The 24,081-nt window shown below is 73.2% G+C and carries 21 protein-coding genes; 10 read left to right on the top strand and 11 right to left on the bottom strand.

Annotated features, from left to right (window positions below):
- Positions 1-22 precede the first annotated feature (22 nt).
- Positions 23-454, bottom strand: a complete 432-nt coding sequence (locus MNY60_RS03705) for a DoxX family membrane protein (protein WP_242341463.1) — start codon at positions 452-454, stop codon at positions 23-25.
- Positions 455-936: 482 nt separating this feature from the next.
- On the opposite strand from MNY60_RS03705, the gene MNY60_RS03700 reads away from it, so the two are divergent.
- From MNY60_RS03700 to MNY60_RS03690, 3 genes are all read left to right on the top strand, one after another.
- The gene (locus MNY60_RS03700) at positions 937-1,359 is read left to right on the top strand and encodes a plastocyanin/azurin family copper-binding protein (protein WP_242357005.1); all 423 of its coding nucleotides are present in this window, start codon (positions 937-939) and stop codon (positions 1,357-1,359) included.
- An 81-nt stretch (positions 1,360-1,440) separates the two neighbouring features.
- Positions 1,441-3,153 carry a transporter substrate-binding domain-containing protein gene (locus MNY60_RS03695; RefSeq protein WP_242341465.1) on the top strand — a complete coding sequence of 571 codons (1,713 nt, stop codon included), beginning with the start codon at positions 1,441-1,443 and terminating at the stop codon, positions 3,151-3,153.
- Positions 3,150-4,559, top strand: coding sequence for a sigma-54 dependent transcriptional regulator (locus MNY60_RS03690; protein WP_242341466.1), 1,410 nt, complete (start codon positions 3,150-3,152; stop codon positions 4,557-4,559). Before MNY60_RS03695 ends, MNY60_RS03690 begins: the two co-directional genes overlap by 4 nt.
- Positions 4,560-4,740: 181 nt before the next feature.
- Here MNY60_RS03690 and MNY60_RS03685 read toward each other — a convergent pair whose 3' ends face one another.
- A complete protein-coding gene (locus MNY60_RS03685) occupies positions 4,741-5,949 on the bottom strand; it encodes an HNH endonuclease signature motif containing protein (RefSeq protein ID WP_242360046.1) in 1,209 nt (402 codons plus the stop codon).
- A gap of 1,017 nt (positions 5,950-6,966) precedes the next feature.
- On the opposite strand from MNY60_RS03685, the gene MNY60_RS03680 reads away from it, so the two are divergent.
- From MNY60_RS03680 to MNY60_RS03670, 3 genes are all read left to right on the top strand, one after another.
- Positions 6,967-8,295, top strand: a complete 1,329-nt coding sequence (locus MNY60_RS03680) for a dicarboxylate/amino acid:cation symporter (RefSeq protein ID WP_242340796.1) — start codon at positions 6,967-6,969, stop codon at positions 8,293-8,295.
- 267 nt (positions 8,296-8,562) lie between these two features.
- Complete coding sequence (locus tag MNY60_RS03675) at positions 8,563-9,345, top strand: phosphatase PAP2 family protein (RefSeq protein ID WP_242340795.1); 783 nt, start codon at positions 8,563-8,565, stop codon at positions 9,343-9,345.
- A 187-nt stretch (positions 9,346-9,532) separates the two neighbouring features.
- Complete coding sequence (locus MNY60_RS03670) at positions 9,533-10,015, top strand: hypothetical protein (protein ID WP_242360045.1); 483 nt, start codon at positions 9,533-9,535, stop codon at positions 10,013-10,015.
- A gap of 18 nt (positions 10,016-10,033) precedes the next feature.
- Here MNY60_RS03670 and MNY60_RS03665 read toward each other — a convergent pair whose 3' ends face one another.
- Positions 10,034-11,647 (bottom strand): DUF438 domain-containing protein, encoded by a 1,614-nt coding sequence (locus MNY60_RS03665; protein ID WP_242360044.1) that lies wholly within the window; start codon positions 11,645-11,647, stop codon positions 10,034-10,036.
- 203 nt (positions 11,648-11,850) lie between these two features.
- On the opposite strand from MNY60_RS03665, the gene MNY60_RS03660 reads away from it, so the two are divergent.
- From MNY60_RS03660 to MNY60_RS03650, 3 genes are read left to right on the top strand one after another with little or no spacing between them, the layout of a single operon-like run.
- Entirely contained in the window at positions 11,851-12,240 is a 390-nt protein-coding gene (locus tag MNY60_RS03660) for a hypothetical protein (RefSeq protein WP_242360043.1), read from the top strand.
- Positions 12,241-12,257: 17 nt separating this feature from the next.
- Entirely contained in the window at positions 12,258-12,461 is a 204-nt protein-coding gene (locus MNY60_RS03655) for a hypothetical protein (protein WP_242340791.1), read from the top strand.
- Positions 12,462-12,466: 5 nt separating this feature from the next.
- Positions 12,467-14,299, top strand: a complete 1,833-nt coding sequence (locus tag MNY60_RS03650; RefSeq protein ID WP_242355909.1) for a ThiF family adenylyltransferase — start codon at positions 12,467-12,469, stop codon at positions 14,297-14,299.
- Positions 14,300-14,316: 17 nt separating this feature from the next.
- Here the strand turns inward: MNY60_RS03650 and MNY60_RS03645 are convergent, their stop codons facing one another.
- The 8 genes from MNY60_RS03645 to MNY60_RS03610 form a co-directional block, all read right to left on the bottom strand.
- Complete coding sequence (locus MNY60_RS03645) at positions 14,317-14,967, bottom strand: NADPH-dependent FMN reductase (RefSeq protein ID WP_242355911.1); 651 nt, start codon at positions 14,965-14,967, stop codon at positions 14,317-14,319.
- 59 nt (positions 14,968-15,026) lie between these two features.
- On the bottom strand, positions 15,027-16,514 hold the full coding sequence (locus MNY60_RS03640; RefSeq protein ID WP_242360042.1) for a CoA-acylating methylmalonate-semialdehyde dehydrogenase: 1,488 nt from the start codon (positions 16,512-16,514) through the stop codon (positions 15,027-15,029).
- 21 nt (positions 16,515-16,535) lie between these two features.
- A complete protein-coding gene (locus MNY60_RS03635; RefSeq protein WP_242340787.1) occupies positions 16,536-17,381 on the bottom strand; it encodes a carbohydrate ABC transporter permease in 846 nt (281 codons plus the stop codon).
- A 2-nt stretch (positions 17,382-17,383) separates the two neighbouring features.
- Positions 17,384-18,316 (bottom strand): carbohydrate ABC transporter permease, encoded by a 933-nt coding sequence (locus MNY60_RS03630; protein WP_242355915.1) that lies wholly within the window; start codon positions 18,314-18,316, stop codon positions 17,384-17,386.
- Positions 18,307-19,350 carry an ABC transporter ATP-binding protein gene (locus MNY60_RS03625; protein ID WP_308197066.1) on the bottom strand — a complete coding sequence of 348 codons (1,044 nt, stop codon included), beginning with the start codon at positions 19,348-19,350 and terminating at the stop codon, positions 18,307-18,309. The genes MNY60_RS03630 and MNY60_RS03625 overlap by 10 nt, the downstream gene beginning before the upstream one ends.
- Positions 19,351-19,623: 273 nt before the next feature.
- The gene (locus tag MNY60_RS03620) at positions 19,624-20,955 is read right to left on the bottom strand and encodes an ABC transporter substrate-binding protein (RefSeq protein ID WP_242355917.1); all 1,332 of its coding nucleotides are present in this window, start codon (positions 20,953-20,955) and stop codon (positions 19,624-19,626) included.
- 137 nt (positions 20,956-21,092) lie between these two features.
- Positions 21,093-21,575: an adenosine-specific kinase gene (locus tag MNY60_RS03615; protein WP_242355919.1), complete on the bottom strand. Its 483-nt coding sequence runs from the start codon at positions 21,573-21,575 to the stop codon at positions 21,093-21,095.
- A gap of 139 nt (positions 21,576-21,714) precedes the next feature.
- Entirely contained in the window at positions 21,715-23,484 is a 1,770-nt protein-coding gene (locus tag MNY60_RS03610; protein WP_242355921.1) for a hypothetical protein, read from the bottom strand.
- Positions 23,485-23,681: 197 nt separating this feature from the next.
- Between MNY60_RS03610 and MNY60_RS03605 the strand changes: the two genes are divergently transcribed.
- Positions 23,682-24,074 (top strand): hypothetical protein, encoded by a 393-nt coding sequence (locus MNY60_RS03605; RefSeq protein WP_242355923.1) that lies wholly within the window; start codon positions 23,682-23,684, stop codon positions 24,072-24,074.
- Positions 24,075-24,081: the final 7 nt, after the last annotated feature.

Raw genomic sequence — 24,081 nt, 5'->3', positions numbered from 1 at the left:
GCCCCACCGCCGCGCCCGCGGCTCACGCGTGCGCGCGCGCCTCCTCCGGCGCCGCCGCGCGGGCGGCGCGGCGCGCGCGGACGGGCTCGTGCACCCGCGCCAGCTCGCCGAGCGCGAACGCGCCGCACGCCATCACCGCGTCGCGCGCGGCCACGTCGAGGAACGCGCCCGCCGTGACGAGGTTCAGCGCGATCGCGGCGAGCCACGCCATCGCCACGAAGCCGAAGATCCGCGCGAACCCGAGCAGGATCGCCGCCCCGACGACGATCTCCACGATCCCCGCGGCCCGCATGAACAGCTCCGGACGGACCGGCAGGAGCCGGATCGCGAGCGGGCTGAGGTACATCCGCCAGTCGGTGAGCAGGTTCGTGAACTTGTCGAGCCCGGCGACGATGGGCACGACGCCATAGGCGATCCGGAGCACCCGGTAGGCCTTCACTGTGGTCTTCTCCATGATTCCCTCCTCGCAGTCGGATGCGCGGAGGCGGCGAGGGGTTACGTTCGCCGGCCTGGCGGCCTCCTCGACCTGGCTCACCGGGATCGCCGTCGACGAGGCGCTCGGGCGGCTGCGGCGGACGGGTGTGGAGCGGCTCGACGCGCCGGAGGCGGAGGACGAGGCGCCTGCGTTGCCCGACCGCTCGCCCGAGGATCGGGCCGCGGCGCGAGAGGCGACGTCGTTCCTCCAGCGCGCCCTCGATCTTCTCCCGCCCGCCTCGCGTCGCGCTGCGACCGGATCGTCGCCGCGGTCATGCCCCGCCTCGGCTGATCGTCGCTTTGAAGGGGCGCGCGGTCACCGCGTAACGCCTCCCGCATCCGACCGTATTGAAGGTGACTGGAGGTCGTATGCGTTTCACGACGAGGTGGGGGGCGCTCCTCGCGACGCTGGTCGCGTGCGGAGGCGGTGGGTCGTCGAGCGGCTCGAGCAGCGCGACCCCGATGCCGACGCCCGGGACGACGACGCCCAGCGCGAACCCCACGGCTCAGAACGAGATCACGATCAAGGGCATGGCGTTCAGCCCGCTGAAGCTGGAGGTGGCGCCTGGCGCCACGGTGACGGTGCGGAACCTCGACTCCATGCCGCACTCCGTCACGAGCGAAAGCACGGCAGGGGCGTTCCGCCCGGGCGCGGCGAGCGGGGTCTCGTTCGACACCGGCTCGTTCACGGGGGAGCGGACGTTCACGATCCCCGCGAACGCGCCCGTCGGCGCGACGATCCCGTACTACTGCTCGGTCCACCTCGGCACGATGGCGACGCCGAACGGCGAGATCGTGGTCACCGCCACACCGGCGACGACCACCCCCACGCCGACGGCGCCCTCGATGCCCTCGGCGCCCTCGAGCCCGTACGCGACCGAGTGAGGGAGCGCGCGGCGGGCCCGCCGCCCGCCCGGCCCGCCGCGCCTTGTCCCCGGCGGGACGACGGCGTAGCCTCGCGCCTCCATGCGCCGCCGCCTCGCCGCCGCCCTGCTCGCGGCCAGCCTGCTCGCGCTCCCGCGGTCCGCGGCCGCCGGCCCGGAGCGCACCATCGTGGTCGGGGCCGATCGCGACTACCCGCCCTACGAGTTCCTCGACGCCGAGGGCCAGCCCGCCGGCTACAACGTCGAGCTCACGCGCGCCATCGCCGAGGTGATGGGCCTGCGGGTCGCGTTCCGCTTCGGCGACTGGGCGGAGATCCGGGCGGCGCTCGAGGCGGGAGAGATCGACGCGCTGCAGGGCATCTCCTTCTCCGAGGCCCGCGCCGGCACGCTCGACTTCGCCCCGCCCCACGCCATCGTCCAGCACGCGCTGTTCGCGCGGAAGGGCACCCCGGAGGTCACCTCGCTCGACGCCCTGCGCGGCAAGGAGGTCATCGTCTTCGGCGGCGGGATCATGGACGAGGAGCTCACCCGCCGCGGGATGGGCGCCGCGCTCGTCCGGACCGGCACCCCCGCCGACGCGATGCGGCTCCTCGCCTCCGGCCGCCACGACTACGTCGCGCTCGCGCTCCTGCCGGGCGTGTACATCGCGCGCGAGCTCGGACTCTCGAACGTGGAGCCGGTCGCGCGCGCCGTGGCGAGCGAGCCCTACGGCTACGCGGTGCGGAAGGGCAACGCGGCGCTCCTCGCCCGCCTCGACGAGGGCCTCGCCATCCTGAAGAAGACCGGCCGCTACGACGCGATCCACCAGCGCTGGCTCGGGGTGCTCGAGCCGCGCGGCCTCAGCTGGGAGACGGCCCTGCGGTGGGCGGCGATCGTGCTCGTGCCGCTCCTCGCCGTCCTCGGGGCGGTGCTCCTCTGGTCGCGCTCCCTCTCGCGGCAGGTGGCGCAGCGGACCGCCTCGCTCGCCGCGGAGGTGAAGGAGCGGCAGCGCGCGATGGAGGAGCTCCGGCGGCACCAGGCGGAGCTCCTGCAGGCGGACAAGCTCGCGGCGCTGGGGGTCCTCGTCTCCGGCGTCGCCCACGAGATCAACAACCCGACGGGCCTCATCCTGCTCGACACGACCACCGTGCGCGCCGCCCTCCTCGACGCCCTCGACGCGCTCGACGCGCGCGGAGACACGGACGGGCTCGCGCTCGCGGGCCTCCCCTACCGCCGCATGCGCGAGGAGCTCCCGCAGCTCCTCGACGAGATGGCCCAGAGCGGCCGGCGGATCCAGCGGATCGTCGAGGACCTCAAGGACTTCGCCCGGCGCGACGACGCACCGCCGCTCGCCCCCGTGGATCTGAACGAGGTCGCGCGCGCGGCGGCGCGGCTCGCGGGCGCGGCGCTGCGGAAGGCGACCGCGCGCTTCGAGCTCGAGCTCGCCCCCGCGCTGCCGGCGGTGCTCGGGAGCGCGCAGCGCATCGAGCAGGTGGTGGTGAACCTGCTCGTGAACGCGTCCGAGGCCTTGCCCGCGCCGGGCCGCGGCGTGCGACTCACCACCCGTCGAGAGGACGGGCGCGTCGTGCTCGAGGTGCGCGACGAGGGCGTGGGCATCGCGGCGGAGCACCTCGCGCGCGTCGAGGAGCCGTTCTTCACGACCAAGCGGAGCGGGGGCGGGACCGGCCTCGGGCTCTCGGTCTCGGCGGGCATCGTGAAGGAGCACGGCGGCACGCTCGCGCTCACCTCCACCCCGGGGGCCGGCACGACCGCCACCCTCACCCTCCCGGCCGCGCCGGAGGCGGCCGCCGCGTGAGCGACCCGGGCTCCTCCGCCTTCGGAATCCTGCTCGTGGACGACGAGCCGGCCTGGCTGCGCGCCATGAGCCTCACCCTGGAGCGCACCGCCGGCATCCGCCGGGTCGTCACCTGCCAGGACCCGCGGCGCGTGCTGGAGATCCTCGACGGCGACGACATCGGCGTCGTGCTCCTCGACCTCACCATGCCGCACCTCTCGGGCGAGGAGCTCCTGCCGCGCATCGCGGCGGAGCACCCCGAGGTGGCGGTCATCGTCGTCTCCGGGCTGAACCAGGTCGAGACCGCCGTGCGCTGCGTGAAGCTCGGCGCGTTCGACTACCACGTGAAGACCGAGGAGGAGGATCGGCTCGTCGCGGGCGTCCTGCGCGCCCTCCGCATGCAGGAGCTCCAGCGGGAGAACGTCGAGGTCGCGACGCGGCTCCTCTCCGGCGAGCTCCGCCACCCGGAGGCGTTCGCCGGGATCGTGACGCGCGATCCCACCATGCGGACGCTCTTCTCGTACGTGGAGGCGGTGGCGAGGAGCGCCCAGCCCCTGCTCGTCACGGGCGAGAGCGGGGTGGGCAAGGAGCTCGTCGCGCGGGCCGCCCACGCGGTCTCCGGCTGCGCCGGGAAGCTCGTGGCCGTGAACGTCGCCGGCCTCGACGACGCGGTCTTCGCGGACACGCTCTTCGGGCACGTGCGCGGCGCCTTCACCGGCGCGGACCAGCCGCGGCGCGGCATGGTGGAGGAGGCGGCGGACGGGACCCTGTTCCTCGACGAGATCGGCGACCTGTCGATGGCGTCGCAGGTGAAGCTCCTGCGCTTCCTGCAGGACGGCGAGTTCTTCCCGCTCGGCAGCGACCGCCCGCGGCGCGTGAAGGCGCGCGTCATCGCCGCCACGCACCAGGACCTCGCCGCGAAGGAGCGGGCCGGCAGCTTCCGGCGCGACCTCTTCTACCGGCTGCGCACCCACCGCGTGCGCGTGCCGCCGCTGCGGGAGCGGAAGGAGGACCTGCCGCTGCTCCTCGACCACTTCCTCGAGGAGGCGTCGCGCGCGCTCGGCAAGAAGAAGCCCACGCCGCCGCGCCAGCTCGCGCAGCTCCTCGCGACGCACGACTTCCCGGGGAACGTACGCGAGCTGCGCGCGATGGTGTTCGACGCGGTCACGCTCCACGTGGATCGCGTCCTGTCGATGGACGCCTTCGTGGCGGCGATCGGGCGCGTCGCCGACGGCGGCCGCGCCGATCCGGAGGCGGACGCGAACCCGTTCGCCGGGGCCGAGCGGCTCCCCACGTTCGACGAGGCGCTCGAGCTCCTCGCCCGCGAGGCCATGGCGCGAGCCGGCGGCAACCAGACGCTCGCGGCCCGCCTCATCGGCCTCTCGCAGCCCGCCCTGTCGAAGCGCCTCAAGGCCTGGCGTCGGTGAATGATCTCACGGGGGCTGCGCCCTCAGGATTCGTCACATCTTCGGCTGCTGACCGGGGGAGCGGCTTCGGTCGGCCGAGCGGCGCACCGCGCGCTCCGGCTGGTCATTGACGGGTCGGCACGCGCGCGCCGGGAACGCTCAGGGCGGAGCACTGCTCGGCCAACTCCGGGTCGCCGCAGGGTCACGGCGCCCACATTCCCAGCTGCATGACGGGACGCAGAGGCGCCACGTCAGCGCGCGAGAGCGACGATGGCCCGTCGCCCGCGTCGCGGCGGAAGCGGTCCATGTGCTCGCGTCCGAAGGTTCTCTCTGCGTGAAGTAGGTTGTGAGCTCGGCAGGCGAGTCGAAGATTCTCGAACGTGGACGGTCCCCCGAGGGCGGCGGGCTGGATGTGGTCGAGCTCGAGCTTCCAGCGGCTGTTGCAGCGGCAGCCGTCCGGGCCGACCCAGGCGCAGCGCCCGCCATCGCGCGTCCACACTGCGCGGCGCACTATCGCCGGGATCGTGGTCCTCGTGGCCGGCGGCTTCGCCGCGGTCTTCTTCGTCGTGGCGGCATTCCCGGCCTGCTTCGCTCCCTTCGTCTTCCGCTCCGGCGCGACCGCGCCCTTGCGCTTGCCGTGCTTCTGGATGGCGCAGCGGATCGCCTCGTGGAGCACCGCCGCGAGGTCGCCGTCCGGGACCTTGTGCGACAGGAGCGACCGGAGCGTCTCGAGGTCCTCCTTGCAGGCGCGGTCGAGCGTGACCCGGAGAGACCAGTGGCTCTCCGAGACGGCGAGTGTCTCGGCCCTTCGCTTCGGCTGCGCGACGGGGGGCGAAGGCGCCGGCAGCGCGTCGGCCGCAGGGCCCGGATCGAGGGTCGGCTTCGCGGTGCCGGGCTCGGTCGCCGTCTCGGCCTGTCCTGCATCGGACGCCGGGAGCTGCAGCGCTGCGCTTCCCGCGGTGGGCGCGCGGTCGGTGAGCTTGCGGAGGCCAGCACGCGGAGCGGTGCGCGCCTGGACGGAGACGACGAGCTGCTCGACCTCGGCCCGGGTCCGGAAGGCGGCGCGAGCGAGGAGGTCGTCCACGTTCTCCTCGGTGAGCACCTGGCCGAGGAGCGCCACGGTGGACAAACACAGACGCCCATCGCGCAGCGGAGCCTCGAGGATCGGGAAGCGGCGCAGCACCCGCATCGCCTGGATGCGCCGGCCGGCGGCGCCCTCGCGGAGGTGAAGCGCCTCCAAACAGTACGCCCAGAGGGACGCATGGCCGACCTCGACGAAGGCGCGGCGCCGATCGAACTCGTCGAGGTGCAGGAGAAAGTCGACCTGGACGTTCCGTTCCTCTCCGGCGAGCTCGCGCAGGCGAAGGGCGAGGACATTCGACTCGAGAGCAGCGGGGGCGAGCGCAGACATGGGGTGCACCTCCAGTACACCCTTCGTAGCACGCGATTTCCGGAGCTCCGGAGACGCTCCAGGCTCGCGCCTGCGCGGCGCTATTCGCTGCACCCTCGTCGATGCCTTTCCTCGGTCTCCGCGCGTGACACGCGCGAGGCGCGTGCGCGAGAGCGGCCCTTCCGCGCCGGTCCAATGCCGGACCGCGATCGAGGCGAGAAGGCGTCAACGGGAAATGTTTCACCCACCGCATCTGGGACGCCTTGCCTCGTCGCGAGAAGAGCCGCGGCACCGGCCGGCACTACCGCTGGCGATAGCTGTCACCCAAGGTGAATACGGTCGACCTCGAGCTGCGGAGGCGCCTTCGAGAAGTCCGCGTGCACCCCGCGCGAAGTCACGCCGTCGCTGTGCCCGGTTCGACACTACGAGACGCTCGCCTGCGCCCCCGCCTTCCCGCGTTCATCGGGGTCGAGCACGAGCGCGCGCGCCGACCCCGTCGATGCCCCGAATCCGCCATGCGCACGGAAGCCGTGGTAACACCCGCCGCTCGTCCGGCGAGTACCCGCACTTGTGACGAATGATGAGGGCTGCGCCCCGCCCCACCCCTGCTCGCCGGGTCCCGTGCGCCACCGCGCGCGGCTTCGCCGCTGTCGCGATGGCGCCCCGGCTTTGCTCGCTTCGCTCGCACGGGGAACGGCGCGCTGCTCCCGCCGAGCGAAGCTCGGCGGGGCCCTTTCGACGAGAAGGGCCATTCCCTCCGGAATGGTCATGCCTCCCGGAATGACCGCTCCCGGACGCCGCGCAGCGCGCGTCCCTGCGCGCCCGCGCGCGCTTTCCCTCGAGCGCCGATGACGATCGGAATGGCCCTTCGCGCGCGCCCGCCCGGCCCGATGGGCCGTGGCACGCGCCCCGGCGTGCATTTCTTCGACTTTCGCCGGATCGGCGCTCCCGGGCACATCGCGTGCTGTGGAGGAGCGCGCTCCCGTCCTCTCGTGGCGCGGCGCGACGGCGGCGCGGCGCCGCCAGGAGGAGGCTCACGTGAAGCGTCTCGCTCGCAGCCTTTACCTGCAGGTCCTCGTCGCCGTGGCGCTCGGCGCCCTCGTCGGCCACCTCGCGCCGGCGACCGGCGCGTCGATGAAGCCGCTCGGCGACGCGTTCATCAAGCTCGTGAAGATGCTCATCGCGCCCATCGTGTTCGCGACGGTGGTGACGGGCATCGCGAAGATGGGCGACCTGCGCAAGGTCGGCCGCGTGGGGCTGAAGGGCCTCCTGTACTTCGAGGGGCTCACCACGGTCGCCCTCGCCATCGGGCTCGTCGTCGCCCGCTTCGTCCAGCCCGGCGCCGGCATGGACGTGAACCCCGCAACCCTCGACGCCAAGGCGGTGGCCACGTACACCGCCGGCGCCCAGCAGCACGGGACGATCGACTTCATCATGAACGTCATCCCGAAGGACGTGGCCGACGCGTTCGCGAAGGGCGACATCCTCCAGGTCCTGCTCTTCTCGATCCTGTTCGGCATCGCGCTCGCCGGGCTGCGCGAGACGGGGAAGCCCATCCTCGAGTTCATCGACGTCCTCTCGGGGGTGCTCTTCAGGATCGTCGGCATGGTGATGCGGCTCGCCCCCATCGGCGCGTTCGGCGCGATGGCGTTCACGGTCGGGAAGTACGGCGTGGACACGCTCCTGAGCCTCGGCAAGCTCATCGCCTGCTTCTACGCGACGAGCACGGTGTTCGTCGTCCTCGTCCTCGGGCTCGTGATGCGGAGCTGCGGGCTCGGCATCCTCCGGTTCCTCCGCTACATCAAGGAGGAGATCTTCGTCGTGCTCGGGACCTCCTCGTCCGAGTCCGCGCTGCCCCTCATGATGAGGAAGATGGAGCGGCTCGGCTGCTCCAAGCCGGTCGTCGGCCTGGTCGTGCCGATGGGCTACTCCTTCAACCTCGACGGGACGTCGATCTACCTCACGCTCGCGACGCTGTTCGTCGCCCAGGCGACGAACACGCACCTCTCGCTCGGGCAGGAGCTCGAGATCCTGGCGGTGCTGCTCCTCACCTCGAAGGGCGCCGCGGCGGTCACCGGCGGCGGCTTCATCACGCTCGCCGCGACCCTCTCCGCGGTCGGCACCATCCCGGTGGCCGGCCTCGCGCTCCTCCTCGGGATCGACCGCTTCATGTCGGAGGCGCGCGCCATCACGAACCTCATCGGGAATGGCGTCGCGTCGGTGGCGGTTTCCCGCTGGGAGGGCGAGCTCGATCTCGCCCGGGCGCGCGCGGTCCTCGCGGGCGCCGAACCGGTCGACGCCGCGGAGCCGACGCCGACCCCGGTGCCGCTCCTCGAGGAAGTCCCGCTCACCGCGGCCGAGGGCTAGCCCGCCGGCGCATTCGCTCCTGGAGACCTCATGAAGCAGCTCATCTCGATCCTCTCGCGCCTGTGGAACGGCCTCTGCGAGGCCGACCGCCGCACCGCGCTCCGCAGCACGCCGGAAGTCCCCCGCAAGTAGCGGCACGGAGATCCCGGCGCGGACGCCGGCGGTGGCCCTCCCTCCGGCCGCCGCCGGCGTTCGCCTTTCCCGCTCCCAGGGCGACGACCCTCCCGCGGACGGCGCCCGCGACGGGCGGGCGATACACTCTGCGAGATGGAGCGCGGCGCCCGGTGGCACGAGCGGCTCGGCGCGGCGGCGGCGAACGTCCACCGCTGGCTCAGGGCGCGCGAGCTCGTCACGCTCCTCCTCGTCGCGGCGCTCGCCGGCGGCGTCCTCACCTTCGTCGAGATCGCGGAGGCGGTGCGGGAGGACGAGACCCGCGCGATCGACGAGAAGATCCTCCTCGCGATGCGCAAGCCCGGGGACCCCGCGGATCCCCTCGGCCCGAAGTGGGTCGAGGAGACCGGGCGGGACCTCACCGCCCTCGGCGGCGTCCCGATCATCAGCCTCGTCACGACCGCGGTGGCCGCCACGCTGTGGCTCGCCGGGCGTCGCCGCTCCGCGGCCCTGCTCGCCGTCGCCGTGGTGGGCGGGGCGATCCTCTCGTTCGCGCTGAAGCGCGGCTTCGACCGGCCCCGCCCGGAGCTCGTGCCCCACGGCACGTGGGTCTACACGTCGAGCTTCCCCAGCGGCCACTCCATGCTCTCGGCGATCGCCTACCTGACGCTCGGCGCGCTCGTCGCGCGCGTGCTCCCGCGGCGGCGGCAGAAGGCGTTCGTCCTCGGGTGGGCGCTCCTCTTCACCGGGCTCGCCGGCGTGAGCCGCGTGTACCTCGGCGTGCACTGGCCTTCCGACGTCCTCGCCGGCTGGACCGTCGGCGCGAGCTGGGCGGTCGCCTGCTGGCTCGCGGCGGACTTCCTCGATCGGCGCGCGCGCAGGCGGAAGGACGCCGGCGTGGAGGACGACGAGCGTCCTTCGAGGGTGCAGCGGGGGTGAGAGGAGCACCTACCGGGGTGTCGCCGCGCCAGGTGTGCGGCGCGTTCACGCGCCCGCCCGCCGACGCCCGCGCGTAACTCGTTGATCGCCCTGCGCTTCGCGCCGAGGTCGGCGCTGGTCCGCGCCGTGCACCGATGAGAGCTCGCCCGGCACCCTCTTCCCCGGACGACTGCTCGGAGGTGCTTCCATGAGACCCGGCCGCCTCGCCTCGCTCGCCACCCTGACCGCCCTCCTCTCGACCGCCTGCGTGACGACCTCCACCACCTCCACCACCTGGGGCGAGGGGTCCGCCCAGCAGTGGGAGCGCGTCGGCTACGTCGCCTCCATCCGCGAGACCGTGGAGCGGCAGCAGGGGAACCCCGGCGCAGGCGCCGTCGCCGGCGCGATCATCGGCGGGATCCTCGGCAGCGCCGTGGGCGGCCACACCTACTACGACCGCTGGGGCTACGCGCACCACCACGGGAGCGGCGCCGGCGCGGTCGCGGGCGCCGTCGGCGGTGCGGTGGTCGGCGCGGCCGCGAGCCAGGGCGGCGCCGAGCGGCGGACCTACGAGGTCTTCGTCCGGTTCGACGACGGTGGGACGGACACCTTCGTCTACGACCAGCCCTACGACTTCCGCGTGGGCGACGAGGTCCGGCAGACGGCGCGCGGCCTCGAGCGGACGCGCTGAGCGATCACACGGGGACGTTCACCCCGCGGCGCGCGTGAAGAACGTGCGCACGACGCCGGCTCCGCCCGGCTCCGAGTGAGCCACGCACCCGACGGCGCGCGCCCGCTCGAGCAGCGGATCGGGCACGAAGGGCGTCACGAGCTCGAAGACGTCGCCGGGCGCCAGCACGGCGAGCTCCTGCATGATCTCCTGCACCGGGTGAGCGCCGGACGCGAGCATCGGCCGCGCGTCGAGCCGCCGGGAGACGGACGCGCCGTCGAGCCACGCCGGGCGTGGCTCCGCGTGCGCGGCCGGGGCGTGGACGTGGACGTGGGCGTGTGCCGGCTCCGGCGCCGGGGAGCGGCCGGCCTCCGCGTGCGCGGGGCAGGCCTCGACGGGCCGCGCGGCCTCCGCGGCGGCGCGAGCGCCGGACCACGACAGGAGCCGCTGCTCGCCCTTCAGCGCCCGCTTCTCGGTGAGGTCCTGGGTCACCTCCAGGCAGCCCAGATACGCGCCGGCGTCGTCCCGCAGCGCGCGGTACTCGATGTGGACGAAGCGCCCGTGGAGCTGGATCCAGAAGGCGGCGCGATCCTGCGTGCCGGCGCGGAAGCTGGCGAGGATCTCCTCCACCGTCCCCACCGACGCGGGCGGGTGGCAGAACTGGACCTTGCGGCCGATGACGGCGCGGCTGCGCGAGAAGACCCGGTCCTTGCCGTGGCTGAACCAGCGGACGCGATCCTCGGCGTCCACGAACGTCGCGTCGAGCGGCAGCGCGCCGAGGATCGCCTCGAGCTCGGCGGGGAGGAGGCTCCCGGTGGGCAGCCTCACGCGCGCGCCCGGCGCCGGCGCGTCGTCCCCCTCGGCGGACGCCGGGCGCCAGCGCGCCTCGGGCTCCACGAGGCAGTAGCCGAGCTCGTCGCTCTGGCGCGCGATCTCCCACCACTCGCGCTCCTCGAGGACGTCGAGCGACATGGGCAGGAGGATGTTCTCCTCCTTGTCCACGAGGTCGCGGATGGCGCGCGCGAGCGGGCGCAGCGCGCCGCCCGCGATCGCGCGAGCCGTGACGGGGTCCTCGCCGGCCGAGGCGAGCGCCGCGAGCGCGCCGCGCAGCAGCGCGCGCGTCTCGTCGTGCTTGCCCCACATGACCTGGGGCGGACCGGTGATGCCGTGCCGCTCCAGGAACGGGAAGAGGAGGTGCTCCTTGCGCTGATAGTGCTTCTCGACGTCCGTGAGCGCGTTCACGCGCACGCGCGCTTGCAGGAGGTGCACGCCCACGGCGTCCCCGTTGACCGCCGTCTCGAGCGCCTCGGCGACGTGCTCGAGCGCGTGGGCCTGCTTCGCGAGCGCCGCGTTCTCCTCGGAGAGCACGCGCGCGGGGTGGCCCGGCGGCGGCGTGCGGGCGCCGGAGAGATCGATGCCGCCCTGCAGCGCCGCCGAGTGAAGGTGGCAGAGCCGCGTCATCTCCTCGGGCCGCAACCCCTCGGCGATGAGCTCCTGCTCCACCTCCACCACGAGCCCGTACGGCACCTGACCGAGCAGGCGCTGGAGCTGCCGCTGCATCGCCTCCGGCGCCACGCCGTCGTGGAGCTGAAGGATGAGGTGTTTCAGGAGGTCCTTCCGAGGAGGGGCGCCCGTTTCGATGAGCTCGCTCATGACCGATGTGAAGAGCAAGGTTCTCGCCAGCTGCCGAACCGGTCGGGATCACGAACTTTTCAGCCGGGGCGCGGAGCTCTTCACCCGGATTTCGTTGCCGCCTTCACCGCCATGCGGGTGAACCCTCCCACCGGTGCGCGCTGCCGCACGGACCCGGCGCCACTAGGGTTCGATCTGGAGCACCGTGCCCGGGGAGCGGGAGCATGAAGCAGCTGTTCGGCGGCGACTGGCTTGCGGGTCCGGTTCGTGACGCGCTGCGAGAACGCGCGATGGTCGAGCAGAGCCTCCCCGCGGCGACGCGGTCCGTGGTGGTGGACGGCGTTCGGGGCTGGCTCTTCCCGGTGACGACGGTGGCGGGCGATCCGTTCCAGCTCTTCCTGTGGTTCGACGGCGCCGTCTACCAGGTCACCGTCGCGAGCCCCGACGTCTCCGGCCATGACCCGCACGCCTGCCACCTGTTCCCGCACGGACGGATCTGCCTCTCCGCGGACCCGGCCGGCGGCATGCCCACGCTCGAGGCCGCCTACGCGAAGAGCGTGCTGTGGGCGAACGGCTTCAGCGAGTTCCAGCGCACGGGGAAGTTCCCGTTCTGACCCTCGGAGGAGACGCCATGTCCGATGCCACCGTCGCAGACCTACGCGAGCTGTTCCTCGACGATCGCCGCACGGCCGACACGCCGCCGCGCGAGCGGCGACGCAGAGTGTTCGTCGATCCTGCGGGCCGCATCGTGATCGGGGATCGGGTCCCGCGCGGCGACGAGGGCCAGTCGCTCTCCGAGATCCACCCGGCCGTCTTCGCCGCCCCACTGCGCTGATCCACGTGCGCGTCCTCGACGCGGTGCTCCGCGCCATCGGGGAGGAGCTCGCGGTGCACCCCGCGGAGCGCGGCGGGGCGCTCGTCGGCCCCCGAGGCGTGTCCCTCGTCACGCAGCTCGTCCCCGATCCGGAGGGGGCGGCCACCGAGGCGAGCTACCGCCCCTCGCGCGCGCTCGACGCGCGCGTGAAGGCGCTCGAGCGCGAGGACGGGCTCGAGCTGAAGGGCATCGTCCACTCCCACCCTCCCCTCCTCGACGCGCCGTCCGCGCAGGACGCGGCGGAGCTCGCGGAGGGGCTGCGCCGGAACGGGCACCTCGCGACGTACCTCGCCCCGATCGTCACGCGCTGCGATCCCGGAAGTCGCCTGGCGCCCCACGAGCTCGCGCTCTCCCCGCCCGGCAGCAAGGTCTCCTTCTTCGGGGCCTGGCGCGCTGGCGAGGACCACGCTGCCGTCCGCCCGCTGCAGGTGACCGTGGTGCCGCTCCTGCGCGACGCAGAGCGGCTCGCCCGCGCGATCGGGGGGGAGGTGGGCGGCGTCGGGCTGGTGGACGTGGCGGCCGCGGGCGACGCGGCGCTCCCCGCGGCCCGGCTGCTCGCGGGCGGGCTCGAGCTCCTCGTGGTCGTCGGGGACGGCTACCCGGCGCTGCCGCCGCTCGTGCTCGCCACGAACGCTGAGGGCGAGACCGAGCAGCTCGAGCTCGGCTGGTCGCTCGCCCTCGCCGAGGAGGACCGGCTCGCCGCGGCGGTGCGCACGATCCTCCTGCCGCCCGGCCCGTACCGCGCCGCCTTCGGGCCGCGCGGCGGACCGGCGCTCACCGCCGACCGCGAGCGCGCGCGGCTCGCGGGGTGGGGACGGCTCCTCACGCGCGGCGACCCCGCGGAGGGGGCGGCGCGGCTCCGGGACGCGCTCTTCGCGCGCAGCGCGGGGCTCGTCTCGGCGGCGCTGCGCGAGCGGACGGTCCTCGTCGCCGGCTGCGGGTCGGTGGGGTCGTACCTCGCCGAGGCGCTCGCGCGGAGCGGCGTCGGCGCGTTCGCGCTCGTGGATCCCGAGTCGGTGGAGGCGCCGAACCTCTCGCGCACCGGGTACGAGGTCGGCGATCTCGGCCGGGCCAAGGTCGAGGCGCTCGCCCGGCGTCTCCTCGCCGTCCAGCCCGCGGTCGGCCTCTCGCTCCACGCCGCCGCGCTCGACGCGCTCGGGCCTGCCCCGCTCGACGCGCTGGTCCGGGCGGCCGACCTGGTCGTCGCGGCCACCGACGATCCCGCCGGCCAGCGCCTGCTCGACCGGTTCGCATACGCGCGCGGGCGGCCCGCGCTCTTCGTGGGCCTGTACGCGGGGGCGCAGGGCGGCGAGGTGGTGATGACGGTCCCCGGCCGGACACCCTGCTACCTGTGCGCGACGCGCACGCGCGGCGCGCTCGCACGGGAAGGCGGCGGCGCGCGCGAGATCGACTACGGCACGGCGCGGCTCCGCGGCGAGCTCGCGATCGGGCCGGACGTGCACCACGTGGCGAGCGCCGCGGCGAAGCTCGGCCTCTCGCTGCTCCTCGCCGGGAGCGGCGCGCCGCTCGCCGCGCTCGCGGAGACCGCGCTCTCCGACGGGACGCCTTACCTCACGACCTCCACCGTCCCCGGCTACTGGTTCTACCCGCAGGTGTTCGGAGACACCCCGGGGCAGCACGCCTACCAGAGCGTGTGGCTCACCCCGGCGCCGCGGCAGGACTGCCCCGTGTGCGGGGATCCGTCGGGCCGGGTCGACCCGCTCGACGTCCCGCTGCGCGGCCCGCGCGCGGCGTCCTTCGCGGCCGTGCTCCGCGACGGCGAGCCGGCCGGCTCGTAGCGTCGCCCTCGACGCGCTCAGCGCGCCGGCGGCTGGATGTGCGACTCGTCCTCGAGGGCGGGGACGATCTTCTCCTGACGCGCCTTCGTCTCGCGCGTCGCGGCGACGCTGCAGATCGGCGCGAGCGTCTCCGCGAGCCGGACGAACCCCGCGATCTCGCGCTCGAGCCGCCCCGCGAGCCCGGCGTCCCGGAGCCGGCCGTCGGCGTCGAACGCCTCGCCCGCGTGGGCGAGCGCGAACATGTCGGGGAAGACGAGCGCGCCGCACCCCTCGAGCGGGATGCGGGTCTGCCACAGGCCGCGGATCCCGCCCATCGGCGAGGGCGACGCCGAGAGGAGGTACACGCTCCTGCCGCGCCAGGGCATCGGGCGGGCCCGGGACACCCAGTCGATCGCGTTCTTGAGCGGCCCGGCGATCGAGTAGTTGTACTCGGGCGCCGCGATGAGGAGCGCCTGCGCGGCCTCGACCCGGCGCTTCAGCTCGAGCGCCCCCGCGGGGAGGCCGCTCGTCCGGTCGAGATCACCGTCGTAGAGCGGCATCTCGAACTCCGAGAAGCGGGCGAGATCCACGTCCGCCCCCTCGCGCCGCGCGATCTCGCATGCGAGCGCGACGAGCTGGTGGTTCAAGGACTCCTTCCGCAGCGACGCGGCGAACGCGAGCAGCCTCATGGTGACGCCTCCCGGGCGCGCCCCCCTGGGCGCCCGGGGGCTACGCCGCGAACTGTCGTTCAGGCCCAGCGCTCCATCACCACTCGCGTCTCCGTGTAGAAGCGGACCGCGTCCTCGCCGGTCGCGTGCAGGTCACCGAAGAACGAGCTCTTCCATCCGGCGAAGGGGAAGAACGCCATCGGCGCGGCCACGCCCACGTTCACGCCGATCATCCCGGCCTCGACGTTGCGCCGGAAGTACGCCGCCGCCTTGCCGCTCGTGGTGAAGATGCTCGCGGCGTTGCCGTAGCGGGAGCGGTTCGCGAGGGCGACCGCCTCCTCCACGCTCCCGGCCCGCACGGTCGCGAGCAGGGGCCCGAAGATCTCGTCCCGGGCGAGCGTCGAGTCCGCCGCGACGCGATCGAGGATGGTGGGGCCGATGAAGAACCCGTTTCCGCCGGCGGTCGCCTCGCGCCCGTCCACGACGAGCGCGGCCCCCTCGGCGAGCCCGGCCTCGATGTAGCGGCGCACGCGGGCGCGGCTGTCCTCGCGGATCACCGGGCCCATCGCCGAGTCGGAGGCGAAGGGATCGCCGACGCGCGTCGCCCGCGCCTCGGAGGCGAGCCGCTCGAGGAGCGGCTCCGCCGCGCCGCCCACCGGCACGAGCACGCTCCCGGCGAGGCAGCGCTGGCCCGCGGCGCCGAACGCGGAGCCCATCACGGCCGAGACGGTCAGGTCGAGGTCCGCGTCAGGCAGCACGAGGAGGTGGTTCTTCGCTCCCGCCATCGCCTGGACGCGCTTGCCGCTCGCCGCCGCCCGCGCGTAGACGTGGCGAGCGACCCCCTCCGATCCCACGAACGACACCGCCCGCACGAGCGGGTGGTCGAGCAGCGCGTCCACGGCGTCGCGGCCGCCGTGCACGACGTTCATCACGCCGGGCGGGAGCCCCGCCTCCTGGAAGAGCTCGGCCAGCCGGAGCCCGGTCGAGGGCGTCCGCTCCGAAGGCTTCAGGACGAACGTGTTCCCCGCCGCGACGGCGATGGGGAACATCCAGAGCGGGATCATCGCCGGGAAGTTGAAGGGGCAGATCCCCGCCACGACGCCCACCGGGACGCGCCAGGTGTGCGAGTCCATGCCGCGGGCGATCCCCTCCACCGTCCGCCCCTGCGCGAGCGTCGGCATGCCGCAGGCGAAGTCCACGACCTCGATCCCGCGCCGGACCTCGGCGCGGGCGTCCGGGAGGAGCTTGCCGTTCTCCCGCGAGACCGAGGCGGCGAGCGAGTCCTGCTCGCGCTCGAGGAGCGCCTTGTAGCGGAAGAGCACCTGGACGCGGTCCGGGACCGGGATCGTGCGCCAGCCCGGGAACGCGGCCGCCGCGGCGCGCACCGCGGCGTCCACGTCGGCCGGGCCGCAGAGGGGGACCCGCGCGACGGTGCGGCCGGTCGCCGGCTCGAGCACGGGCGCGGTCTCGGTGGCCGCCGCCGGGCGCGCCGCGCCGTCGACGAGGAGCGGGAGCGGAGCGGGCTCGGGGCCCGCGCGGCCGGGAGACGACGAGACGTTCGGGGCCATGACCTTCGACCTCCAGCCTCCTCACTTCACCGCGCCGACGGTGAAGCCGGCGATGAAGCGATCGAGGAACAGGTTGTAGACGACGGCGATCGGCAGGCTCGTGATCAGGCAGGCCGCCATGAGCGAGCCCCAGTAGTAGACGTCGCCGCGCACGAGGTAGATGGGCACGCCCACGCCGACCGTCTGGTGCTCCGCCGAGGAGATGAACGTGAGGGCGTAGACGAACTCCTGGGTCACGAGGGTGAAGGAGAAGATGACCACCGTGAGGATCCCGGACACCGAGATGGGGATGACGAGCTTCACGAACGCGCCGAAGCGCGTGAGCCCGTCCACGAGCGCCGCGTCCTCGAGGTCGCGCGGGATCGCCTTGAAGAAGCCCATGAGCAGCCAGATCGAGAACGGGACGGTGAAGGTCGGGTAGGTGACGATGATCGCCCAGAGCGTGTCCTGCAGCCCGAGCCAGGAGACCACGCGCGACATGGGGATGAAGAGCAGCGTCGGCGGGACGAGGTAGGTGAGGAAGATCCCGATCCCGAGCTGCTGCCCCCACTGGCCGGTGAGCCGCGCGAGCGCCCAGGCGGCGGGGACCGCCAGCACGAGCGTGATCGCCACGACCGCCGCGCCGGCCACGGTGGTGTTCCAGAACCAGCGCAGGAAGAGCGTCTCGCCGAAGAGGAGCCGCAGGTGATCGAGCGTGGGCGCCGCGTTGAAGACGAACGGGTCGTGCTCGACGTTGTACAGGTCGCTCGTCTGCTTGAACGTCGTGATCGCCATCCAGTAGAACGGGAACGCGAGCAGCACCGCGAACCCGATCACGATGAGCCAGCGCCCGAGGCGCGTGAGCGGCGATCTCCGAGGGCCCGCCATCGCTACACCACCTCCGCGCGGTGGGCCACGCGCAGCATGAGCGCGGCGACCGCCACGAGGATGGGGACGAGGAACATCGAGATCGCCGCGCCCTCCGCCAGGTCGGAGCCGAGCACGCCGGTCTGGAACGCGAGCGAGGGCAGGACCTGCGTCGAGTCGTACGGCCCGCCCCGGGTGAGGATGTAGACGACCGTCATGTCGGTGAAGGTGAAGACCACGCCGAAGAGGAGGGCCACGTTGATGATCGGGCGCATCATCGGGAGCGTGATCTCGAAGTGCGTCCGCCAGAAGCCGGCGCCGTCCACGGCCGCCGCCTCCGGGAGCTCCTTCGGGATCGAGGTGAGCCCGGCGAGCAGGATCACCGTCGAGAACGGGATCATCCGCCACGAGTGCACCGCGATGACCGACGCCATCGCCAGCGCCGGCCGACCGAGCCACATCGGCGGGTCGAAGAGGTTCACGAGGTGCATCTTCGCGAGGACCCAGTTCACGACCGAGTAGATCGAGTCCAGGATCCACTTCCAGCCGATGGCGCCCAGGCTGATCGGCGCGACCCAGGGCAGCAGGATGAGGAACCGGACGAGCCCGCGCCCGCGGAACCGCTCCCGCAGCGCGAGGGCGAGCGCGTTCGCGCAGACGATGACGATCACCTGCGAGGCGATCGTGAACACGAACGAGTTCACGAGCGCCCGCCGGAAGCTCGGGCTCTCGACCACGCTCCGGAAGTTCTCGAGGCCGACGAACTCGTAGCCCACCGACCCCACCGTCACGTCGCCGACGCTGTAGAGGAAGGCGAGCACGAGCGGCAGCCCGAGGAGCGCCAGGATGTACACGAGCGCGGGCGAGAAGAGGGCGACGCCGAGCCGGGTCGCGCCGCTCACCCGGCGGCGCCGGCGGGGCGCCTCCCGCTCGAGCGCGGCCCCCGTCACCGCCACGACAGCTCCCGCGGGGCGGCGCGCTTGCCGGTCGCCCGGTCGAAGAACTTCACCTCGCTCGCCGGGACCGCGAAGTCGTGAGCCTCCCCCTCCCCGAGGCCTCCGCTGGCGGCGGTGGCGACGCGCGAGACGACCTTCCGGCCGTCGAAGCGGCCGCCGTCGATGACGCCGTGCAGGACCCGCTCCGAGCCGAGGAACTCGACGAGCCGGATCCGGAGGCGGATCGGCGCGCTGGGGCCGCGGACCATCGCCGCGGGGACGACGCTCTCGGGCCGGAACCCGGCGATGAAGTCGGTGTCCTCGACCAGGTTCATCGGCGGCGAGCCGAGGAACGTCGCGACGAAGGTGTCGGCGGGCTCGTCGTAGACCTCGTGCGGCGTCCCGATCTGCCGGACGATGCCCTTGTTCAGCACCACGATCCGGTCCCCCATCGCCATCGCCTCGACCTGGTCGTGCGTGACGTAGATGGTCGTGGTGCGCACGCGCTTGTGGAAGGAGGTGAGCTCCTCGCGCGCGGACGCGCGCAGCTTCGCGTCGAGGTTCGAGAGCGGCTCGTCGAGCAGGAACACCGTCGGCTCTCGCACGAGCGCGCGCGCGAGCGCCACCCGCTGCCGCTCGCCGCCGGAGAGCTCGCGCGGCTTCCGGCCGAGGAGGTGGCCGATGCCGAGCAGGCCCGCGGCCCACTCGACCCGCTCGCGGCGCTTCGGCTTCGGCACGCCGTGCGCCTTGAGCGGGAAGCCGATGTTCTGCTCGACCGAGAGGTGCGGGTAGAGCGCGTAGCTCTGGAACACCATGGCGATGCCGCGCGCCCGCGGCGGCAGGTCGGTGACCACGTCGCCGCCGATGAGCACGTCGCCGCGCGTGGGCTCCTCGAGCCCGGCGATCATCCGGAGGAGCGTCGACTTGCCCGAGCCGGAGGGGCCGAGGAAGACGAGGAACTCTCCGTCGCGGGTGACGAGGTCGACGTCGTTGACGGCGCCTTCCTCGGCCTTCTTGAACACCTTCGTGAGCCTGCGCGTCTCGACCACCGCCACCGGGCCCTCCGATCTCACGGGGGGGGCCGCCCCCCCCGCCCCCCCCCCCCCCCCCCGGCGGGGCCCCCCCCCCCCCCCCCCGCCCCCCCCCCCCCCCCCGCGGGGGCCCCCCCCCCGGCCCGCGGGGTCCCCGGCCCCCCGGGGGGCGGCTTCGCCGCTTCCGCGGCGCCGCCCCGGCGGGCTCGCTTCGCTCGCCTCATCTCCGGCCGCCGCTAGAGGCGGTCTTCCACGTTCACGACGGGGTGCTACCCGCGCTCGCCGGGTCCCTGCGCCTCAGGCGGTCTTCCACTTGTCCCAGATCCGCTTCAGCTCCTTCTCCGCGGCCTTCGCCGAGTCCTCGGGCGAGAGCTCGTCGCGCGCGACCTTCGCGAACATGGTCGGGAGCACGAAGGTGTTGAACGCCTCGTCCACCGCGGCGGTGGCGTAGCCGGGGTACCCGACGTTCGTCGCCCACTCCAGCACGTTGCCGAGCACGGCGTACTTGTCCGGCGGCGAGCCCTTGGGGTCGTTCGCGATCTGCTGCTTCAGGTCGGGCACTGTCTTCGGGAAGCACGGGAAGTTGTAGAACTCGCTCGCCTTGAAGGCCTCCGCGAACGCGTCGATGTAGTCGACGAGGAACTGCTTCGCGCCCTCCGGGTTCTCGGCGAACCGCCAGATCGCGTAGCAGTCCATCACGTGCTCGGCGGCCATGCGGCGCACCGGCCCCTTGAGCGCGGGGACGATCTGGATCTTCTTCGACATCTCCGGGTTCTCCTTCTCCGCGGTGCGCGTGACGGAGATGGCGTTCGCGACGAAGGAGAGCTTTCCGGCGAGGATGCCGCGGTTGTTGGACGAGGGATCCCAGGTGAAAATCTCGCCCGTCTCGGCCTCCTTGTAGAGCGCGCGCATGTACTTGAGCGCCTCGATGGTCTGGGGGGAGTTGATGACGACGCGCCCCTCGGCGTCCTGCTCGGACGCGCCGAACGACCACATGACCGCACGCACGGCCATGTTGGTGTCGAGCTCCTGCGACAGCCCGATGCCCACCGGGTTCCCGAACTTGTCCTTGATGGCCTTGCCGCCCTTGCGCAGGTCGTCCCAGGTGTCGGGGCCCTTCGGGAACCCGACCTGCGACCAGAGATCCTGGCGGTAGTTGCCCGGGTCGGGGACGTAGCTGTCGGAGAAGGCGAAGTACTTCTTCGTCTTCGGGTTGAAGGTGGACTTGTGGCCGAGGTCGATCGGCTTGCCCCACTTCTTCTCCACCGACTGGTAGATCTCGGTGTGGTCGATGACCTGCTTCTCGTAGGCCGCGGGCGGCGAGAGGAACATGAAGAGGTCGTGGCCGCGCTGCGCCGAGACCTCCGCCGCTGCGCGCGCGTTGATCTCGCCGATGGCGATGTGATCGACCACCACCTGCGTGCCGTGCTTCGCGCCCCACTGCTTGCAGAACACCCCGTCGAACCACTTGTCGTAGCCGGGGACGAAGTGGCTCCACTGCACGATCTTGAGCGTCTTCTGCTGCGCGCGTGCGCGCCGCGGAGCTCCCGCCGCCGCCGCGAGCGCGCCGACGCCCGCCGCCTTGAGGATCTCCCTGCGCGTCAGGCCGCGCCTTCCATCGCTCGCCATGCCCGCCTCCCTCCGTCACACGATGGGTGACGTACGGAGAGGGCCCTAACGGCGGCGCCGGAGGCGGCACGCGCCGGACGGGGCCCCTGCGGCGCGTCAACGGCGGTCCGGCCGAGCGCCGCCTCGGCCGCCGCGCTTCACAGCTTGTAGCCGAACCGCCGGAGGAGCCCCTTGCGCTCGGCGACGTCCGCGTCGCTCTCCACGCCCGCCGGCGCGCCGCCGTCCACCACGCCGAGGATCCCTCGCCCGGCGTCGGTGCCGGCGACCACCACCTCGACCGGGTTCGCCGTCGCGCAGAAGATCGTGCACACCTCCGGCACGAGCTTGACCGCGTTGAGCACGTTCACGGGGAAGCCCTCGCGCAGGAACACCACGAAGGAGTGACCGGCGCCGATCGCCTCCGCGTTCCTCACCGCGAGCGCCACGAGCGCCGGGTCGTTGCCGGAGCGGCGGACGAGGCGCGGCCCGGACGACTCGCAGAACGCGAGCCCGAACTTGAGGTGCGGCGAGGAGCCGGCGAGCACCTCGTGCAGGTCCTCCACCGTCTTGATGAAGTGCGCCTGGCCGACGATCACGTTCACGTCGTCGGGCTTCTCGATTCGGACGGACGAGAGCTCCATCGCTGCCTCCGCGGGCGGACGGCGCGATCATGGCCGCGCCCGCGGCGCGCGGGCGGCGCGAGGTGGGTTGCCTCCCTCGGACGGCGAGCCCGGCGCGCCTGCCGGCGGCCGGGCCCCGTGGAGCGCGCGGGCGAGCCGGTCAGCCGAGCTCGAGCCAGGAGAACCACACCGGGTGGTTCGTCTTGTACCACTCCAGCACCCGGCGGATGGCGGCCTGCTTCTCCCGCGGCATGACCCGCTCGTCCACCCGGTCGAGGTGCACGCGGATCCTCTCGCCGTCGTGCTCGAGCGCCTGGGAGAGCATCGTCTGCAGCTCGTTCCGGATGCGGCCGGAGTCGGAGATCTTCACCGCGCGGCTCGCGGGATCCACGCCGGAGAGGAAGCGCGAGAGGAGCGGGCTGAAGATGAGCCGCGTCTCGTCGAACGACTCCATGAGCCGGAAGGTGAAGGTCATCTTCGCGGAGGCCTGCCGGGTGGCGAGCCGGGTCGTCACCTTGTAGACGCCCTCGCGCACCTGGGTGACGCCGGGCGCGCCGGAGTACGGGTCGTCGCACATGTAGCCGAGGCTCGCGAGGACGCCCCACTTCTTCTCGGGCAGGAAGTCGTCGGCCCGGATGACGCGCTGCTTGAGCGGCATCGCGGCGGCCTCCGCCTCCTCGATGGCCTCGGCGTAGGACTTCACCTCCCCCGCCTCGAGCACCCTCCCGCCGAACAGCTCGCCGAGCCGGCGCGCGAAGTCGGCGGCCCGCGGGTCGAGCTGCATGAGCTTGCCCTCGGCGTCGCAGGGCAGCGTGAACGCCGGCGAGAACGTGGCCATGGTCGTGTCCACGTCGAGCACGGACGAGAGGCTCGCGGCCTGCATGGCCTCGGCGGTGGCGGCGTAGCCGTCGCAGAGGAAGACGTGCGTCGCGCCCGCGCCGTCCGCCCAGCTCCCCACGAGGAAGGTCGGCGCGTAGGTGCCGGAGTCGGTGAAGACCTCGAGGCCGGACGGCGCCTTCCACCCGTCCTCCACGAGGTGGGCGCCGAGCGCCTTCCACTCCTCCCAGAGCTTCCCGAGCCGGCCCACGCGGCTCTTCCCGCGCAGCGTCCAGACGTGGACGTTCTCACGCCGGATGCCGGGGTAGGTCGCCTCGATGGCCTCCATCACCTGCTTGCGGGGCGTGCGGTAGTCGAGCAGGACCGAGTCGCGCTCCGCCGCGGCGGCGACCTTCCGCGGCAGCGTGAGGCAGCCCATGTACGACTCGTACGGCCGCGACACGGTGAGCGGCGAGTCGAACAGGTGGAACACCGCCATCGGGCCGGACGGCTTCCCCTCGGCGAAGCGGGAGGTGTTCTCGAGCGTGTCCACCGCGGCGCCCCACACCGTGATGCCGCGGTCCTGGAGCCAGCCGTAGAACTGCTCGAAGGTGTGACCCGGCTCGTTGAGCAGCCGGCGCACGCGGCGGTCCACGATGCGCGCCACCTCGGGCCGGGCGTAGACGCGGCCGAAGCCGAGCAGCGGGTTCGCGCCCATCTCCGGCGTCTCGCCGGCCTTGGGCATGAGCCCCTCGCCGAGGGAGACCATGATGGCGTGGTTCTCGGGGAGCGTGCGCGTGGTGGTCCAGAGGCCCTCGCTCATCACGTAGGCGCTGATGGCGTCGGCGTTCTTCTTCACCTGGTTGTAGGCCGCCTTGTCCTTGCCCGCGCCGGCGCCGTAGTCGCCGAAGAGCTTCGTGCCGAGCGCGGTCGCCGCCGAGGTCATGGCGAGGCAGCGGGCGATCCCGCGGGGCGTGAAGCTGTGGGCCGACACCGGATCGGCCTGGTAGCGCTCGACCTCGACGTCCTCCAGCCAGAGGTGGAAGCGCAGGAGCACCGGCCGGGTGTCGAAGGCCCACTGGGCGATGAGGTTGCGCTTTTCGATGTCTTGCACGGGGGTCTCCGGTGGGCGCGGTTCGGAAGGCTGGGGCATTTTATGAACTCGCGCCGGACCCGGAGCCACTTTGCGGCCTTCCGACCCCACGCGAGACGGAGCGAAGAAATCCAGGAAGCGACGCGGTCGCGTCAAGCGAAAGCGTTGCGCGCTGCGCCACGGGAGCGGCGCGCTCGCGAGCGCGTTAACCTCGCGCCGTGCACGACCTCCCGCCCCTCGCCGCGCTCCTCGCCCAGGATCCCCTCTGGTCGCCCTCCCCGGCCGACGCCGCCCGCCTCGAGCGGGACGCCGGGGCGAGCCCGCCGCCCGCGCTCGCGGCCGAGCTCCGCTGGTGGCGCGCCCTCGCGGCGGGCCGGGCGCAGCGCTGGGACGAGGTCTCGGTGCTCGCGGAGACGGGCCTCGGTGAGCCGGCCTCGGAGCGCGAGACGGTCCGGCTCGCGTTCCTGCACTGCCTCTCCGGGGACCTCGCCCAGGCCGAGCACCTCGTCGCGCAGGCGGTGCAGACCGGCAGCGACGAGGCCCTGCCACGGCGCTTCGCGGGCTGGTGCGAGCGGGAGGGGCTCTCCGCGGCCGCGGCACGGTTCCGCTGAAGGCGCG

The organism is Anaeromyxobacter sp. SG17 (assembly GCF_022690695.1).
Taxonomy (GTDB): Bacteria; Myxococcota; Myxococcia; order Myxococcales; family Anaeromyxobacteraceae; genus Anaeromyxobacter; species Anaeromyxobacter soli.
The sequence above is the reverse complement of the archived record's forward strand: the minus strand, read 5'-3'. Positions and strand labels throughout refer to the sequence as shown.

Excerpts from the sequence above, each read along its gene's own strand:
- MNY60_RS03695 (WP_242341465.1), top strand. The coding sequence starts at position 1,441 with ATGCGCCGCCGCCTCGCCGCCGCCCTGCTCGCGGCCAGCCTGCTCGCG.
- MNY60_RS03660 (WP_242360043.1), top strand. The coding sequence starts at position 11,851 with ATGAAGCAGCTGTTCGGCGGCGACTGGCTTGCGGGTCCGGTTCGTGAC.
- MNY60_RS03615 (WP_242355919.1), bottom strand. The coding sequence starts at position 21,575 with ATGGAGCTCTCGTCCGTCCGAATCGAGAAGCCCGACGACGTGAACGTG.
- MNY60_RS03640 (WP_242360042.1), bottom strand. The coding sequence starts at position 16,514 with ATGGCCCCGAACGTCTCGTCGTCTCCCGGCCGCGCGGGCCCCGAGCCC.
- MNY60_RS03620 (WP_242355917.1), bottom strand. The coding sequence starts at position 20,955 with ATGGCGAGCGATGGAAGGCGCGGCCTGACGCGCAGGGAGATCCTCAAG.
- MNY60_RS03685 (WP_242360046.1), bottom strand. The coding sequence starts at position 5,949 with ATGTCTGCGCTCGCCCCCGCTGCTCTCGAGTCGAATGTCCTCGCCCTT.
- MNY60_RS03670 (WP_242360045.1), top strand. The coding sequence starts at position 9,533 with ATGAGACCCGGCCGCCTCGCCTCGCTCGCCACCCTGACCGCCCTCCTC.
- MNY60_RS03675 (WP_242340795.1), top strand. The coding sequence starts at position 8,563 with ATGGAGCGCGGCGCCCGGTGGCACGAGCGGCTCGGCGCGGCGGCGGCG.
- MNY60_RS03655 (WP_242340791.1), top strand. The coding sequence starts at position 12,258 with ATGTCCGATGCCACCGTCGCAGACCTACGCGAGCTGTTCCTCGACGAT.
- MNY60_RS03665 (WP_242360044.1), bottom strand. The coding sequence starts at position 11,647 with ATGAGCGAGCTCATCGAAACGGGCGCCCCTCCTCGGAAGGACCTCCTG.
- MNY60_RS03645 (WP_242355911.1), bottom strand. The coding sequence starts at position 14,967 with ATGAGGCTGCTCGCGTTCGCCGCGTCGCTGCGGAAGGAGTCCTTGAAC.
- MNY60_RS03700 (WP_242357005.1), top strand. The coding sequence starts at position 937 with ATGCCGACGCCCGGGACGACGACGCCCAGCGCGAACCCCACGGCTCAG.
- MNY60_RS03705 (WP_242341463.1), bottom strand. The coding sequence starts at position 454 with ATGGAGAAGACCACAGTGAAGGCCTACCGGGTGCTCCGGATCGCCTAT.
- MNY60_RS03635 (WP_242340787.1), bottom strand. The coding sequence starts at position 17,381 with ATGGCGGGCCCTCGGAGATCGCCGCTCACGCGCCTCGGGCGCTGGCTC.